Annotated in this window: 14 protein-coding genes; 8 read left to right on the top strand and 6 right to left on the bottom strand. The window is 63.9% G+C overall.

All coding sequences use genetic code 11. The features are described from left to right. Nucleotides 1–46: 46 nt before the first annotated feature. Genes HSEST_RS12805 through HSEST_RS12795 form a run of 3 tightly spaced genes read left to right on the top strand, consistent with a single transcriptional unit; the run spans nt 47 to nt 2665 of the window. Nucleotides 47–1174: a sugar-transfer associated ATP-grasp domain-containing protein gene (locus tag HSEST_RS12805; protein WP_229121353.1), complete on the top strand. Its 1128-nt coding sequence runs from the start codon at nt 47–49 to the stop codon at nt 1172–1174. Then, nucleotides 1171–2415, top strand: coding sequence for an ATP-grasp domain-containing protein (locus HSEST_RS12800; RefSeq protein ID WP_229121352.1), 1245 nt, complete (start codon nt 1171–1173; stop codon nt 2413–2415). Before HSEST_RS12805 ends, HSEST_RS12800 begins: the two co-directional genes overlap by 4 nt. Before the next feature lie 40 nt (nt 2416–2455). Next, nucleotides 2456–2665, top strand: coding sequence for a DUF1328 domain-containing protein (locus HSEST_RS12795; RefSeq protein WP_229121351.1), 210 nt, complete (start codon nt 2456–2458; stop codon nt 2663–2665). Between the two features lie 94 nt (nt 2666–2759). On the opposite strand, the gene HSEST_RS12790 is transcribed toward HSEST_RS12795, so the two are convergent. Beyond that, on the bottom strand, nt 2760–3974 hold the full coding sequence (locus HSEST_RS12790; RefSeq protein WP_229121350.1) for a prenyltransferase/squalene oxidase repeat-containing protein: 1215 nt from the start codon (nt 3972–3974) through the stop codon (nt 2760–2762). A 110-nt stretch (nt 3975–4084) separates the two neighbouring features. On the opposite strand from HSEST_RS12790, the gene HSEST_RS12785 reads away from it, so the two are divergent. After that, nucleotides 4085–5872, top strand: coding sequence for an asparagine synthase-related protein (locus HSEST_RS12785; RefSeq protein ID WP_229121349.1), 1788 nt, complete (start codon nt 4085–4087; stop codon nt 5870–5872). A gap of 13 nt (nt 5873–5885) precedes the next feature. Here the strand turns inward: HSEST_RS12785 and HSEST_RS12780 are convergent, their stop codons facing one another. Beyond that, on the bottom strand, nt 5886–6524 hold the full coding sequence (locus HSEST_RS12780) for a DUF7344 domain-containing protein (RefSeq protein WP_229121348.1): 639 nt from the start codon (nt 6522–6524) through the stop codon (nt 5886–5888). Nucleotides 6525–6927: 403 nt separating this feature from the next. Here HSEST_RS12780 and HSEST_RS12775 point away from each other — a divergent pair, with 403 nt between their 5' ends. Next, the gene (locus HSEST_RS12775) at nt 6928–8208 is read left to right on the top strand and encodes an antibiotic ABC transporter permease (protein WP_229121347.1); all 1281 of its coding nucleotides are present in this window, start codon (nt 6928–6930) and stop codon (nt 8206–8208) included. 80 nt (nt 8209–8288) lie between these two features. Here the strand turns inward: HSEST_RS12775 and HSEST_RS12770 are convergent, their stop codons facing one another. Beyond that, entirely contained in the window at nt 8289–9323 is a 1035-nt protein-coding gene (locus tag HSEST_RS12770; RefSeq protein WP_229121346.1) for a GNAT family N-acetyltransferase, read from the bottom strand. Nucleotides 9324–9556: 233 nt separating this feature from the next. Beyond that, entirely contained in the window at nt 9557–10852 is a 1296-nt protein-coding gene (locus HSEST_RS12765; protein ID WP_229121345.1) for a hypothetical protein, read from the bottom strand. Between the two features lie 124 nt (nt 10853–10976). Between HSEST_RS12765 and HSEST_RS12760 the strand changes: the two genes are divergently transcribed. The 3 genes from HSEST_RS12760 (at nt 10977) to HSEST_RS12750 (ending at nt 15017) form a co-directional block, all read left to right on the top strand. Next, nucleotides 10977–12611, top strand: coding sequence for an alkaline phosphatase family protein (locus HSEST_RS12760; RefSeq protein WP_229121344.1), 1635 nt, complete (start codon nt 10977–10979; stop codon nt 12609–12611). Next, nucleotides 12608–13618 (top strand): lipid II:glycine glycyltransferase FemX, encoded by a 1011-nt coding sequence (locus HSEST_RS12755; protein WP_229121343.1) that lies wholly within the window; start codon nt 12608–12610, stop codon nt 13616–13618. Before HSEST_RS12760 ends, HSEST_RS12755 begins: the two co-directional genes overlap by 4 nt. A 193-nt stretch (nt 13619–13811) precedes the next feature. Continuing rightward, a complete protein-coding gene (locus HSEST_RS12750) occupies nt 13812–15017 on the top strand; it encodes a carboxylate--amine ligase (RefSeq protein ID WP_229121342.1) in 1206 nt (401 codons plus the stop codon). 42 nt (nt 15018–15059) lie between these two features. On the opposite strand, the gene HSEST_RS12745 is transcribed toward HSEST_RS12750, so the two are convergent. Both HSEST_RS12745 and HSEST_RS12740 read right to left on the bottom strand, forming a co-directional pair. Further along, the gene (locus HSEST_RS12745) at nt 15060–15326 is read right to left on the bottom strand and encodes a HalOD1 output domain-containing protein (protein ID WP_229121341.1); all 267 of its coding nucleotides are present in this window, start codon (nt 15324–15326) and stop codon (nt 15060–15062) included. 72 nt (nt 15327–15398) lie between these two features. Further along, the gene (locus HSEST_RS12740) at nt 15399–16613 is read right to left on the bottom strand and encodes an antibiotic ABC transporter permease (RefSeq protein WP_229121340.1); all 1215 of its coding nucleotides are present in this window, start codon (nt 16611–16613) and stop codon (nt 15399–15401) included. Between the last annotated feature and the right edge of the window lie 10 nt (nt 16614–16623).

The raw sequence follows: 16623 nt of genomic DNA, 5'->3' as shown, positions 1-16623 counted from the left end.
CCAGTAGTACCTGTCTTCCGTCGTGACAGTCCGCCGTCGCGGGTGAATGGGGCTCATAACAACGCCTGCGGGATACAACGCCTCGACAATGGGGTTGCGCGCACTTCTCGAGTCGACCCGCTCGGCCCTCGAGACCGAGATTCGAGGGGTCGACCAATCCGATCTCACGTGGGAGCGTCGGCTCTGGCTCTACCGGCACGGGTTTCTCTCCACGAAAGACGCCGTCTGGGATCTCACACCCGGGACTGTAGCACAGTACCTGTCGGACGTCGAGTACCGCCGGGTCAGAGGTATCGACGATCCCTATACCGAGGCCCTGGCGAACAAATTGCTGTTTCACCTGCTCGTTTCGCCGACGCACGACCACCTCCTCCCGGACATCTACGGCGTCGTCATGGACGGCACGTTCGTCGATGTCCCGGGGATCTCGGAGGCCGGCTCGTTCGAACAGCTCCTCGAGAGACTGGCGGACGCCCCCGCTATCGCGAAACCCATACAGGCCGCCAGGGGTGACGAGATACAGCGCATCGACAGGCTGGACGGACAACTCCGTCTCGACGGTCGCCCGATCGAACGGACGGCCCTGTCCGAGACCCTGACCGGGGGCCGGGACCGACTCCTCATCGAACACGTCAGTCAGGCCGAGTACGCGGCACGGATCGCCCCGGACTCGACGAACACGATCCGGCTTCTCACGATGTCCGATCCCGAAACCGGCGAGCCGTTCGTCGCCAGAGCGGTCCATCGGTTCGGGACACCATCGAGCGGACACATCGACAACTGGGAGGCGGGCGGGCTCAGCGCCGAGATCGATCTCGATACCGGGACGTTGAGCAGGGCCGTGGCGAATCCACACAGTGACACAGTCGTCGAGGGATGGAACGACAGTCACCCCGAGACCGGAACCCGGATCGTCGACTGCACCGTCCCCGGATGGGAACGGATCAGCGCGTCCGTCCGCGAACTCGCCGGGGCGTACGCCCGACTGTGGCCACACGTGGGCTGGGATGTCGTCGTCCGGGACGACGCGGGGTCCATCACGGTGTTAGAGGGGGATCCACAGTCAGCCGACGCGGACATACAGGCACACGGTCCGCTCCTCGCCGACGACCGCGTGCGCCGGTTCTATCGACATCACGGCGTTCTCTCGTCCGAACGGAGGGGGCTCGCGTGACATCCCGTGACGGCACCGACGGCGTGCTCGTTCTGGACAGCGACACGCAGTGTGCGATGAGCGTGATCCGCTCGCTGGGTAGCAAACACGTGCCGATCACTGCTGGTGGTTCTTCCCGATGGTCGCTGGGGATGTTCTCGCGGTATAGCGACGAGACGTACGTCTATCCCGATCCCGACTCGGATCATACGGCGTTCGTCGATCACCTCGTCGATCACCTGCGTCGGTCCGACTACGTCGCCGTCATCCCGGCCACCGATCACTCCTCGCTCATCCTCTCGCGGTACAAAGAGCGGATCGAGCGGACGGGAACGACCGTCGCCGTCGAGGACTGGGAGACGTTCGACCGGGCGTTCGACAAGGGCAAACTCGCGGACGCGCTCGCCTCAATCGACGTGCCGACGCCGGAGACGCACAGTCCGGCCGATATGAACGACGTCGCTGCGATCGCGGACGAGATCGAATACCCGGCGCTGGTCAAGCCCCGTTGCAAGAGTCACCTCCACGACACCGGCTATACGGTGACGCTCGTCGGTGACGAGAACTACGTCCACTCGCCCGCGGAACTGCGACGAACCTATCGGCGACTCAGTCGCGAACAGGACTACGCAGAGGGGCGCTATCCCCTCGTTCAGGAGTACGTGCCGGGAACGACGACCACGACGGTCGCGCTCGCGGACGGCGGTGACGTGCTGGCGTACTTCCAGGAGGAGCGACTCCGGACCTACCCCGCCTCGGGCGGGAACTCGGCGCTACTGGCGGCGGTTCGAGAGCCGACGATGCTCGAATACACTGAGCGCGTGCTCGACCGCCTCGACTGGACGGGGCCGGTCATGGTGGAGTTCATGCGGACGCCGGACGGGGAGTTCTACGTCATCGAGGTCAACGGCAGATACTGGGGATCGCTCCCGTTCGCCGTCGAGAGCGGCGTGGACATCCCGTGGTTCCACTATCTCCTGCTCAGGGGCTTCGATCCGTCACCGCTGATCGACGTCGGGGCCTACCGGACCGACGTGCTCCAGCGCCGATTGCTCTACGAGGACATCAAGTGGCTCGGAGAGCACCTCGCCAGCGGTCGCCCCGGAGCAGTCGTCCCGTTCGTCCGCTCGTTCGGGACGACGCGCCACACGTTCGTTTCGCTCGACGACCCGGTTCCGACCGCCGGTGCGCTCCTGCAAGGTGCCTATCTGGCTGCAGAGTCGATACGACAGCGCGTGCTCCCTGGCGAGAGCCAGTCGTAACGGTCTGTTAACTATACGACCTGCTGTCGAAGGCCCTGACATGGCACTCACACCGGTCACACTCACCGAAGCCACACGCATACCGCTCCAGTTCGGCGGCGATCTCATCGAACTCGCGATTCTCTTTCTCATCCTGGCGGTGATCGCGGGGATCGCCGGCGCGAGCGGGGTCGCCGGATTGAGTATGACCATCGCCAAATGGCTCGTCATTCTCTTTGTCGTGCTCGCGATCATTACGTTCGTCCTCTGACGCGGATTCCATCGCTCCGGCTACCCCGTCGTTCCCGAGCGCTCGCTCGCGTTGAGGGAGTCACTCGCTACTGGCTGCTGCCGACTGGCAGGGATCATTCGCCATCGGCTTCTGCTGACCGGCAGTACACCGCGAGCGCGTAGGCCATCCAGGCCTGACACCACCGCATCAGGGTGATCCGCTTCGTGTAGAAGCGGCGTTTCTGGACGTAAAACCGTCCGTCCCCGGCATAGAGGTGCTCCAGCGTCCAGTCGATGATCCGGCGTGCGAACTGCAGGTCGCCGGCGTAGGTGAACACGAGGATTCCCTGCGCGGCCGCGTGGATGTCCCGCGGGTACGCCGCGGACTCGTCGAAGCGCGGCGCGCCGTCGGCCTCGAACAGCGCGTCCCGGAAGAACTCGACCGCGCGATCGAGCGCCCCGTCGTATCGCCGCGAGCCCGTGACCTCGCGGTACCGCTGGAGGCACTCGATGACGAACCCGTTGTGATGGGTATCCATCGAGAGATGGGACGCGTCGGGCGGGTCGCGGTAGTACCACCCGCCGCTGTCGGTCTGGCGCGCGACGACGTAATCGAGGAGTTTCCGTGCCCGTTCGCGGAGCGGGTCGTCGCCGACGTGGGCGTAGAGGTCCACGAGCGTCCGGGCAGCGAGCGCGCCGGCGTTGAGCGTGTAGTGGTCGGCCGTGTCTTTCGGGTAGTAGTCTATCTTCGCGCCGTCTTCGACCTCGCGGTAGTGCATATCCTCGACCAGGAACGCTTCGGCCGTGCGTGCGACGGCCGCGTATTCCGGATCGTACTCGGCCACCGCGAGCAGTGCCTTGACGCCGTAGGCAGTCGACACGACGTCGGGCTCGGTCGGCAACGTCCGGTGGTCGAGGTGCTGGTTCTCGTGGCGATGGCCACCGCAGAACCCGCTATAGCCGGGGCACTGGTTGTCGAGCAGCCAGTCGGCCAGTCGCGTCGCCTCGCGCGCGTGCTCGAAGTCGGTGTCGAGCGACGTGCGGTCGAACGCCCGGTGGGCCAGCGCGAACAGTGCCGTTCCCTTGAAGTTGCGGCGCTGTTCGACCAGAAACAGCGGGCGAACGTTGACGGGACTGCGCTTGATCGTCTCCTGGAAGGCGAGGTTCACCCATCGGTTGTCGAACGGGAGCGTCTCCCGGAGGCGACTGCTCATGCCGTCGGCGTAGTCCCAGCCCGTGTACTCCCGTCGGGCGGCGTACTCGAGCGCCGCGAGCCCGGCGGCCGCGGCGCTGTCCGTCGAGGAACTCGCGTGCTGTCGCCCGGCAGGCGACCGGCGGTTGGCAACCATGTGAATCGACGTGCGTCCGTGGGTGACGCCGGCGGACACTTCGTTATAGGCCCCTGTCTCGACAGGTAGCGGGCGTATACTGATTGACTGGACCGGGTATTGTATCCCCAATGACCGGAATCGTCGGCGGCACCGTCGATCGGGCACAGCTAGAAGGGATGGTCGAGACACTGCCACAGGAGCCGTGGTACGAGACAGAGCGCTTCGAGGCCGGTGAACTCGGCCTCGCGCTCAAGCACCACGGTGAGAAAGACCCCAAGGGATACACGTTCTGGGGCGACGGGCAGGCCGCGGGCGTGATCGACGGCGCGGTCTCGAACCGTGACGCGCTGGGCTGGGACGACCGGGAGATATTCGAGCGCCTCCTTCGCTCCCCGGAGGCGACGCTTCGAGCGCTCGACGGGCCGTTTACGATCGCCTGTGTGGACGCCGCCGACGACAGAGTGATTCTCGCGACCGACCGGATCGGCAGTCGAATCCCCCTCTACACGACCGAGCGTGGCTTCGCCTTCGCGTCCAGGCTGGCACCGTTCCTGGGATATCTCGACGAGGCAGCGATCGATACCCAGGGCGTCAGCGACCTCCTGCTCATGGGGCACATGTGGAGTGACACGACGCTTCTGGAGGGAGTCAACGCAGTCCATCCCGCGACGGTCATCGAGTATCGAGCGGGGGAGATCGACGAACGACGATACTGGAAGCCCGACTACAGGCCGGCGAAGCCGACCGACGAGTACCGTCACGAGTGGACGAACGCCTACCAGCGCTCGGCCGAACGGACAGTCAACACGATGGCGGGTGACGTCGGGCTGTGGCTGTCTGGCGGCCTCGACAGCCGAGCGACGGCGAACGAACTCGCTCGCGCCGACGACGGGACCCTCGAGTCGCTGGTGACGTACACCTACGACGCGAACCCCGGCGGCGGGGTCAACCTCAGGCTGGCCGCGGAGACGGCCGAGGTCCTCGGCCTCGACAACGAGACGGTTCCGCTGACGGTCGAGCAGTTCACCCCGATGCTGGAGAAGGCGGTCTCCGTCACTGACGGGATGTTGAAGTGGAACACGCTGCTCAACCTCACCGCCACGTTCAACATCGACGATCGCGACCCGGACATCATGCTAGAGGGGATCGCGGGGTCGTTCGCCGGCCACCATCTCTCCCGACACCACCTGACCGAACCGTCGTCGCTCGTCGAGTCGATGTACGCGAGCGAGGCGACCCTGACGGCCGAAGCGGTCGAAGACCTGCTGACCGTGCCGGTGGACCCGCTGGGCTCGTTCCGCAAGGAAGCCCGCCGGATCGACGAACCGACGCTCACCGAGGGAATCGTCGACGCCCACTACCAGAACTACTTCCCGCGTCTCGCGCACGCGAGCAATCCCGTCGCGCGCAATCAGGTCGGAACACGCGTCCCCTACGCCGACGGGGAGTTCCTGTCGCAAGCCGCGAAACTCCCCGTCTCCTGGCGGATGGGCGCGCTCCCGTTCTCGGACGGGGAACTCATTTACGGTCTCGTCGAGCCGAAGATCCAACTGATCCGTACGCTCAACGCCGACCTCGCGGAGATCCCCTACGAGCGGTCGCGGCTGAAACCCTCCATGCCGTATCCCCTCCACGTGATCGGGTTCTACACCGCGACCGCCATCGCACAGTTGCTGTCCAGGCCGACCTACGGAAGCGCAAGCAGCAGGACCGAGACGTGGTACAACACCCACGAGGAGTTCCGGACGAAAATTGACGATCTCCTCGACGCCGTCGGTGAACGACCGTTTATTGACGACGAGGCGGTCGCCGCCTACCGGGAACAACTGGGCGACGGAGCCGACATGAACGTGATCAGCGCACTCACGACGCTCGAGATCTGGCTCCAGCAACACTTCGATCGACACCGCGAGTGACGTATACCGGTCACTATCGCGACTGCAGCGATAGGTCCGGGGCGTCCTGTGACGTTTCGTCGAACGAGTGAAAGACCGTACACACGGCCATCGCGGCGAGTACACCGCCGAGAACCACCTGTGGCGTCAGTATCGACGGTGCGATCTGTGCGAGCACCGCGGCGTACATCCCCAGACCGCCGAGCACGATCATACCGTAGTAGTGATACCACGGGCGGCGCGACACAGGTCCCTGCAGGTAGGGATCGAGCTGCTGGGCCTGATCGGTCAGCTCCATCCGGCCGCGCGCCCGGTTGAAGTCGATGACCCCCATGTCGTCCATCTTCGGAAGATGGCACTGATACAGGCCGACGTAGACGCGCTTGCGCTCGTCGTAGGAGATTGCCGACTCGTCCTTGTCGTTTTCCAGCGCCGCGATGTGTTCGGCGACAGTCCCGAGTTTCGCCGGGCCCTCGTTCGCTTGCAGGTACTGGATCACTCGCCGCCTGCGCTCGTTCTTGAGAACCTCGAAGATGATGTCGACCGAGAGATCAGGCGCTGGTTCGGCTGGCTCCTCGACTACCGTTTCGTCTTCGGTTTCGCTCTTCTCGGAGGCCACACTCGATGTCGCATCTTCCAGCGCCTCTTTGGTAGCCTGACCAATACTACTCATCGAACCCCCCTCTGCAGAGCCGTTCCTCCCGTGTGTGACCTGTTCAGACTCGATTCGCCGATCGTCGTACGGGTTCGTTTCGATGTCATGCGATTGCCCCCTGTTTTAGCTGTGTCCCTGCATCGATGCCCCAGTATGAGTTTCCTAGCCCACTCTCCACCACCGCTAGTCAACTCTCTACCACCGAGCGGCCGTATCCCCACGCTCATAGGAGTACGTTTCTGGCATACTACCGAGAACTAACTGGTTGGGCCACCAACGCTTTTAGTATGCCCCACCTGTTCAGAGCACCTTTCCGCTGGTAATACGAATATTACCAATTCAGGTCAGGCCGAGATATCTTTTATATGACCCACATCGTCGTTCTCTCGTGCGCAGTTCGTCCCGTGGGGCGTCCACACAGATGACTAAACAGCGCGCTCGAGTCGGCTCAATCGACCCATCAGCTGCAGGCCCCCATCTCACGGACCGGGAAGTGGTTTCACTACTTCGGAAGACACTGGCGTACAGTCGCCGCCACGACTACACAGGCTGGGACTACGGGGACGGGATGAGTAGTCGACTCCTGCAGGCACTCCCTATCGAGAGCAAGTGGCTGAACATCGCGTTCCAGGAGACCGTCAAGCGACCGCCGATCAACCTCAGGCCGCTGTTTCTGGTCGAACAGCGCCGCAACTTCAAGGGAACGGCCCTGTTCGCGATGGCCAACCGAACGTGCTACCAGCTCACTGACGGGGCAGGTGAGCACACAGATCTCGACGTGCGAGCGGAAACGATTCGACTGCTGGACTGGTTGCTCGACAACCAGTGTCCCGGCTACAGCGGGTTCTGTGGCGGACACCAGCACCGACTGCAGCATCTCAACGGGCAAGTCGGGGACCCAACCGATCCGGACGTGGTGTCGACGTCCTACGCCGTTCGGGCGTTACTCTCGAACGCGGACCTCGGGGATCGCTATCTGCAGGCGGCCCGCAGTGCCGCTCAGTTCGTCGTCGAGGACCTCGACTACCGTGAGGTCGAGGACGGCGCGATCATCGATTATCACCTAAACCACGGCGATCACTACACGATCAACGCCGGTGCACTCGGAGCCCGCCTGTTTCTGGACCTCTACGTGGCCGTCGGCGACGAGACGCATCTCGACCGGGCGACGGCTCTGCTGGATCACATCGCCGGATTGCAGACCGATCGCGGCGGATGGTACTATCGCGACCCGGCCGATGCGTCCCATCTCTCGATGGATACCCATCACAACGGCTTCGTCATCGAGTCCTTCCAGCGATACGCCGAGGTCGCCGACGACGCTCGCTACACGGACACGCTCGATCGAGCGCTACCGTTCTATCGGTCACTGTTCGAGGCCGACGGTGCGCCGCGCTTCGACGAGTCCGCAGCGTACCCGCGGGACATCCACGCAGCCACCCAGGGAATCCTCGTGTTCACCTACGCCGGGGAGTTCGGCAGGGCGCGGACCGTCATTCAGTGGGTCCTCGACAACCTCTACGTCGGTGATGGGCGGTACTACTTCCGGAAGCATCGCTTCTACACGCAGCGGATCACACTCATGCGATGGTGCCAGGCCTGGATGGCCTACGCGCTCGCAGAACACCTCCGTGTCACCAGCCAGGAACCGCCACAGCGACGCCGGCAGTTACCGCTCGCGTCCTGCCAGCACAGGGAGTAGCGTCGCCGTCGGTGGGCCCCACTCCGACCGGGAGACGGATGTCAGCTTCCCGCTATGGGTTTCTACGCTCATGCCGATAGCTACCGGTGACGGGTCAGAAACCGGTAGCCTGCTTTCGCGAGTGTCGTACTCATGCCCGAGGATTCGACGACGTAGTACGGGGATAGCTGCCCGCCGAACTTCGATTTGTACGCGCACAGTCGGCGGGTGTTCGCACCGACCAGGTCGTAGTAGCCGACGTTCGAGAACTCCGGGTCCATCAGGGTGTCCTCGATGATCGTCCGATGTACTAACGAGTTCACGCTGACGGTGCTGCCGTCACCGTCGTCAGTTGTTTCGTAGCTTTCACTGACGCCTCCCTGCCAGAAGTACACCATACCGTCAGAGATGAGCGTGATGATGCCGCTGAGGTACTCTCCAGTGGAATCTCGGGCGACGTAGACTCTCGAACGATCCGGGAGTGCATCGAGCAGATCCCGGACGTACGGCCACGCGACCTGTCCGATATCGTCGCGCTCGTCGTACCGATTGCCGACGTGATCCACGATCCGTTCGGCGGCCTCCAGCCCCTCTCTCGTTACCGTGAGTTCCGTCTCGGCCGCCCGCCGAAACTCCCGGCGACGGCTCCGGCTGAACGACTCGAGGATCGTCTCGAGATCCGGCTTGTCGACGTCGACGAGATACGTGAACGCCGGTTCCACGTGGAACCCCTCCCAGTGAAAGGGACGGGGATCAGTGAACGACAGACCACACTGCATTCTGAGCAGCGACAGCGGATCGTTCGCGTCGAGTTCTTCGATCACGCCCTCGATGAACGCGCGTGTGACCGCTTCCTGCTTGCTCCGCTTGGGGCTGTTGGGCATGACGATCGGCCCGAGACGCGGCACGCCCATCCCCGGCGGCGGGGAGAAGACCGCCCGACCGACAGACAGTTCGCGGACGAACACCGGCAACAGGGCGACCGGGGACGTCCCTTTGAAACCGCCGAGCAACTGTAAGTCGCCGCTCGTGTGGGAATCGAGAACTGACAGCGCTTCCGGAGTGTGAAACACCTCGAACCCGGACGCCGGGAGCAGCTGTCCCCACTCGTCCAGCGTCACTCGTTTGATTTCCATGGCCTAGTACTGTGGTATCGGCTGTGTTTGATACTGCTGGCTGCCTCTCCGTGCGGACAGTCGCCATCCGGGGGTGACGCCGTCACTCACGCGAGTACAGCCGACGGTATACGCTGGGTTCGAAACTCCGACGACGGTGTCGTGGCTGCCGTCCCTGCAGACAGTTACAGCGGCCGGCAGCGCGGATGGGGCTGAACGATCCCGCGACCGACCTGGCACGGACATGCGTACCATCAGGGACTGCGTCGGCCAGGTCCCCTGGGTGGGCCTCCACGGCTGTCGTCACCGTTTCGACCGTTCGTATTCGCGTGGTCCGGGGGCCCTCGCTGTTCGTCATCGTCTTCCTTCGCATCATCGGTATCACCTCCGTTTCGACCGTTCGTATTCGCGTGGTCCGGGGGCCCTCGCTGTTCGTCATCGTCGTTGTCCTTCGAGTCACCGCCATCGTCTTCGCGATGGCCCGAACGATCCCGGTCTGCTTCGTCCCGCCCCCCTCGGGACCGAGGGACCAGCCGGACGGTCGCCGATCCGGTCCCGTGGGTGCCGGCAGCGGTCTCGGCTTCGAGCCGGATCGTCGCGGTTTCCTCGCCCGTGAGGTCTACGTCCGACATCCGGAAGAACAGCCTGACGACCCCGTCCCGGTCTGACTGGCGGCGTATCTTGACGGGTCGAACACCGCTATGCGTGCGGATGGTTCCGTGATCGAGGTCCTCGACCGGATGCGTGTCGGTCGAGTAGAGATCGACACCGAGTAGCCCGCGACTGCGTGGGTTAACGCGGTCCTGCGGGATCCTGACGTCGAGTCGACCCGACTGTGGCTCGTCCTCGCAGTGACCCGTGTGGATCCGGATCGGCTCGACCATCGATATCGAGGTCCGATCGGGATCCGACCGATCCCCCGAGAGCACCTGCCAGTCGGTGATCCGACCCTCGTAGTGCTGGTCGAACAGTGCAGCGTCCTCGTTGAACGCCGGATCGATCGTCACCTCGAAGGAATCGCCCAGCGGACCGTACACGCCGCCGTCGGTCCGGAAGTCGTCCCAGGTCCAGTCGATCTGCTGGGGATCCTGATCGAGCGCCCACCTGTCGTAGCGCGCCGGGCCCGAGTACAGGTCGTCGGTGACGACCCATTGTCCCGAATCCGGGCCATTGAATCGGAACGTGGCCGAACCACCGCCGTACTGACTCCCGGAACGGTCAGTGTCGTATCTGTCGTGAACGACGACGAGATAGTACTCGCCCTGCGGGTCTCGATACAGGAAGAGGAGACTCGTATCGTCACGCTGGAGATCGGTCGTGCCGGCGGAGCTGTACTGAGTCTGTGCCTTTCGCCAGTCGTAGAGGTCCTCGGCCGTTTCGTCTCCGCGGAGGGGCGTGATCGGGAGGCACTTCTCGCCCTGCTCGAGCACGAACGTTCCCGATTCGCCCCCGACCCGGCTCGTCCCGAAGGCGGTCCCGCCAAGCATCAGTGTGCCGGTCGCGCCCAGAACAGTTCGTCTGGTCAGCGAATCGATTTTCCTGTCTACCATGCTGAAATGCAAGCCGTATCCGCGTATTAGTATACAGTCGTTATCCGCGGCCCATTCTGTTGTTTCTGTGAGGTGTTTCGTAAGCATAGCCATAACAATAGCCGCGTGCGGTCGTCTGTCGGCTATGGACAATCGGGATAGCGGCGTGCGGACGGTCGTCTTTGGCCTCGACGCCGCGTGTCACAGCGTTCTCGATCGACTCCCCGAGGACGCGGTCCCGACGCTCCGTTCGATATTCGAGGCCGGTGTCGACGCCCCCCTGCGGTCACAGGTGCCTCCCTGGACACCCAGCGCGTGGCCCTCCATCTATACAGGGATGAATCCGGGCAAACACGGAATCTTCGACTTCCTGTCCTTCGATGGATACGAGTGGGACGTCGTCAACGCCACCCACTGCCGAGAACGACCGATCTGGGAACTGCTCGATCGTTACGGGTTCCGTAGCGTCGTCGTAAACGTCCCGGTGACACATCCGCCGACGGCGTTCGACGGCGCGCTGGTGCCCGGGTATATGGCTCCAGAATCGCCGACGTGCCATCCGGCCGGTCTCTTCGATGAACTGGAAGACGCGATCGGATCCTATCGAATCTATCCCGACGAGTCTGAGGGCGAGCACGGATACACGGCCGCTGTCTCCTCTCGGGGCGCGGCGTTTCGCTACCTCGCCGATCGGTTCGACCCGGACTTCGGCTTCCTGCAGTTTCAGGCGACGGACACGGTCTTTCACGATCGGCCGGACGACTGGGAGACCATCGAGGCGATCTACCGTGCGGTCGACACCGAAATACAGCTGGTACTGGACGCCTGCGATCCGGACAACGTCTTCGTCGTCAGCGACCACGGGATGGGACCGCTCGCGGGCGTCGAGTTCCGCGCCAACGACTTCCTCGCCGGGCGCGGGGACGTTCGGACCGTTGCAGGCGGTGACGGGATGCCGACCTGGTCGACGGTTCGTGACAGCGAGCTGAAAGCCGGCGGGGACGCGGCGGATCCGCCGCGCCGGGAGCAGGTGGCGGCACTGCGGGACAGCGCCCTGGCAGCCGCGGTCAGTACGGCCGCTCGCCTCGGACTCACGAGTCAGCGGATCGGTCGCGCACTCGAGCGCGTCGGGCTCGCCGAGACGGTTGCTCGCGCGGTTCCGACGAGCGTGATCAGATCCGGCACCGAGCGGGTCGACTTCCCGAACTCGGCCGCGTACATGCGCTCCAGAACCGAGTGCGGGATCCGCCTCAATCTCGTCGGGCGCGAGCCGGACGGCGTCGTCCCGCCCGCGGAGTATGAGACCGTCCGGGCCGAACTGATCGCGGTGCTCCGTGAGGTCGAGGCTCCCGACGGCTCCTCCCTGTTCGAGGGGGTTCTGCCGCGAGAAGCGGTGTTCGAGGGGCCACAGACCGAGCGGGCGGTCGACATCGTCCTCGTCCCGGCGGGGTTCGAGCACTTCCTGTCGGCGGAGATCCGGGGCTCGGTGTTCGGCCGACCGACCGAATCCTGGAACCACAAGCTGGACGGTCTCGTCGCCGCTCGAGGCGAGGCGATCGACGCGAGCCAGTCGCTCGAGGGGGCGACGCTGCTCGATATCGCGCCGACCGTCCTCGCGACGTTCGATGTCCCGGCCGACCGACGGATGGACGGGACGGTGCTACGGATCGTCGAGGGGGTTGGCCGGCAGGACTATCCCGACCCACAGCGGGCCACGCGGACCACGACCGACGACGCGACCGTCGAGCAACGCCTGACAGATCTGGGCTACATAGAATGACCATCGAGATCGCGAGCGCGGAGGGACTGACGCCCGCAGAGTGGAACGGCCTCGTCGAACGCGCGCGCTACACCGACGCGATGCACCAGTGGGAAGCGCTGGCGGTCATCGCGAGAGAGACCGACAGCACTGTCCACCGGTTGATCGGATACAAGGGTCAGGAGCCTGTGGGAGTCTTCCCGGTATTCGAACGACGCTATGGACCGATAACGGCAGTCTTCTCCCCGCCGCCGGGGCTCCGGATCGTCTATCTCGGTCCCGGGCTGCTCAACATGGACAAACTCACGCAGCGAAAGACCGAGCGGCGCCAGCGGGCGTTCATCGACGGCGTCCTGGCGTGGATCGACGAGCGCATCGATCCTAGCTACATCCACGTCCGGACCACGCCGGGATACCCGGACGTCCGCCCGTTCACCTGGAACGACTGTGCGGTGTCCCCGACCTACACCTATCACCTCGATATCACCGGCCCGGAGTCGGACCTCCTCGATCGGTTCAGTCGGGACGCCCGCACCAACATCAGGGACGCCGCGGCGACCGACTACGACGTCGACGAGCGTGGCCCGGGGGCGATCGACCGGATCGTCAAGCAGGTCCGCTCGCGCTATGCGGCCCAGGACGTTCCCTACGACGTGACACCCTCGTTCGTCCGGGAGCTGTACGAGCAAACACCCGACGGAACGATTCGCCCCTTTACCTGCCGCGTTGACGGATCGTTCGTCGGCGGCATCCTGACCGTGGCGTTCGGCGACACCATCGCCCGCTGGCAGGGTGGTGTCAAACCCGACGCAGATCGGGACTTCCCGGTCAACGACGTGCTGGACTGGGAAGTGCTGTGCGCCGGGCGGGAGATCGGTTGCACGACGTACGATCTCGTCGGCGCGAACACCCCCCGTATCAACCGCTACAAGTCGAAATTCGGGCCGAGACTGACACCGTTCTACGAAATCGAGCGGGCCTCCTTGCTCGGCTCACTTGCAGCACGGCTGTACAAACACCGGAAGTGACGCGCCCGCCGAGACGACGGATAGAGTCACATACAGACGACTGTGTGCCTGCGTCGGCTCGGCGACTACCTCGGATCACCATGTGCCTGCCTCGGATCGATCGCCAGACGACAGTGAACGTCCGCTGTTCTGGAACGGCCGTCTGGGTGGTATCAAGTCTATACTGATGGGACCGAGTCGTGTACGATCGCACATGGCAAAGCCGGAGCCGAACCAGAACACGGTCGTCGTGCCCGCGGGAATCGATCCCGGGAAGAGTTACTCCTGTGTGCGGTCGCTGTCGCGTGCCGGTCTCGACACGATCGTCGCATCGGAGTACGATGATCTTCCCGCCGCTGCGTCGCGGAGCTGTGACGAATCGATATCGATTCCGCCGATCTCGGCGGACCTGGAGGCGTACAAGGACGCGCTCGTCGGGATTGCCGCCAGGCCGGACGTCGATACGATCCTCCCGATACGGCCCCAGGACCCGTACGTCTTCGCGAAATACAGATCGGAGTTCGAACAGTACGTCGATCTCGTCGTCCCGTCGTTCGATACTTTGCGGCTCTGTCACGACAGACTCCGTCTGGCAGAAGCAGCCCGGGAAGCCGGCGTCCCGACGGCTGAGACGCGGTTGCTCGGCGACGTGGATGATTGGGACTCCGATCTGATAATCAAAGCCCGGTACAACCTCCTGGCGGACGAGTACCTCGGTCAAGATACGAGTGTGATCCCCGGCACAGTCAAAACGGTCGAGTTCGTTCGGGACGGAACAGTCCCGGACACCGACGCGATCAGGGAGGCGATGTACCACGAACCGGTCGTGCAGGAGTACATCCACAGCGCCGGGAAGTACGTCTTCGGTGCGCTGTACGATCACGGCGACGCGCTGGCGACGTTCCAGCACCGACAGATCCGCGGCGATTCGTACACTCACGGCGGCGGTGTCTACCGGAAATCGGTCGACATCCCGGAACTCGAATCGACCGGGCGGGCGTTGCTCGACAGCCTCGAGTGGCACGGGCTCGCCTGTATCGAGTACATGGAGGACGCCCGAACGGGCGAGTTCAAATTCATCGAGATCAACCCGCGGCTGTGGCAGTCGACCAACTGTGCGATCCAGGCGGGAGCGGACTTTCCGGTATATTACTGGCTCCAGTCGCAGGGACGCTCGGACGAGATCGACAGCGACTACGAGACCGGCGTCGGAACCCACACGCTGTACGGGGAGATGAAATACTTCCGCAGCCTGTTTCAGGAAGAGTCGCCGTTCGTCGAGCGCCCGTCACCGCCTGTTGAACTGCTGAAGATACTCGCGTCATTCGCCGAAACGCCGAATTTCGACGACTTCCACGCCGACGACCCGCTCCCGGCTGTCGTCGGCGTCAAGCGTCTCGTCGAGAGCCAGCTGCTGTAGCCCGGTCTTCGCGGCCGCTGGGGGCGATCTCTGCCGAGCGAATCAGTTGACTGGTGGGTTTGCAGCGTGTTGGTCGGCGTGTGCACGCACCGTGACTCCTGTGTCGTTCGTTACGATCACAGTGCAACCTTCGTACTCGAACCGCAACTCCTGTCGATGATCCGACGGAGAATCGAACAGCGCCTCGAGTGCATCCGGATCGATGACGTCCGCAAGGGGTGTAAGGTCTTCGGGCGAAACGCCCTTCGTCTCGGCAACGGTATTTACCACGTTGAAGGTAGCAGGCTCCGCCAGATCAGAGGCTCCCATAGTATACGCTTGTAACCCACAAAATTATAAAACCCCCTCCAAGATTCCTGCCGGATGAGAAGTGACACCCGGCTACCGGGCGGTTTCGCTTGCCGCGGCGTACGTCGAGAGCGCGTAAGCCATCCAGGCCTGACACCACCGCATGAGGGTGAACCGTTTCGTGTAGAACCGCCGCTGCTGGTAGTAGAACTGACCGCCACCGGCGTAGAGCGTGTCCCGCGCCCAGTCGATGATCCGGCGGGCGAACGCGAACTCGCCCAGTTCGGTGAACACGATGATCCCCTGCGCGGCCGCGTGGATGTCACGGGGGTACGTGCTCGATTCGTCCCAGTTCGGAGCACCGTCGGCCTCGAACAGCTGCTCCCGGTAGAACTCCCGGGCACGCTGGATTGTCGGATCATACCGGTCCGAGTCAGTCACCGCCCGATAGCGCAGGAGCGATTCGATGATGAACCCGTTGTGGAAGTTGTCCATCGAGAGGTGAGACGCCGAGGGCGGGTCCATGTACATCCACCCGCCGTTTATGGCCTGTTTCGAGGCGACGTAGTCCATAATCTCTCTCGCGGCGTCGAGCAACCGGTCCTCGTCGAACCGCGCATACAGGTTCACGAGCAGGCGAGCGCCCAGTGCGTTGGCGTTGAGCGTGTACGCATCCGTGTCTCTTGGGATGTAATTGATATGTGCACCCTCATCGACCGCCGTGTACTCGAGGTCTTCGATGACGAAGTCGGCGGCCGAGTGTGCGAGTTCGGCGTATTCGGGCGCATCGAACGTCTCGTCGTACCGGAGGAACGCCTCCGCACCGAGCGTCGCCGAGACGACGCCCGAGCTCTCTCCGGGCGTCGAGGCCGTGTCACGCCCCAGACTCTGGATCGGGTGTCGGTGACCGCCGCCCGCGTAGCCGCTGAACCCCTCGACTTGCTCGCTGTCCAGCCAGGAGACGAGAGCCGTCGCTTCCCGGGCGTATCGGTCCTCCCCGGTGAGCCGGTACATATCGATGTTCGCCATCGCGAACAGCGCTGCCCCCAGGTAGCTGCGCCGCTGCTCGACGCGGAAGTACGGGCGCAGATTGACGGGCGCACGCTTGATGCCTTCCTGGACGGCGAGATTGAGGTACCTGTTCTCGATGGGGAGTCGCTGGACGAACTCGCTACTCAACCCGTCGACGTAATCCCAGCCGGTGTAGTCTCGCTCGCGCGAATACGCGAGCACGTCTCGACAGAGGGTAACGACGTCGGTCGAGACGGCGTGTGATTCTCCTGACGGTGTGACCTGCTTTTGATCCATGTGTTTTGTC

Origin of the sequence: Halapricum desulfuricans (genome assembly GCF_017094465.1) — an archaeon.
Taxonomy (GTDB): domain Archaea; phylum Halobacteriota; class Halobacteria; order Halobacteriales; family Haloarculaceae; genus Halapricum.
This window is presented reverse-complemented; position numbering and strand designations above follow the sequence as displayed.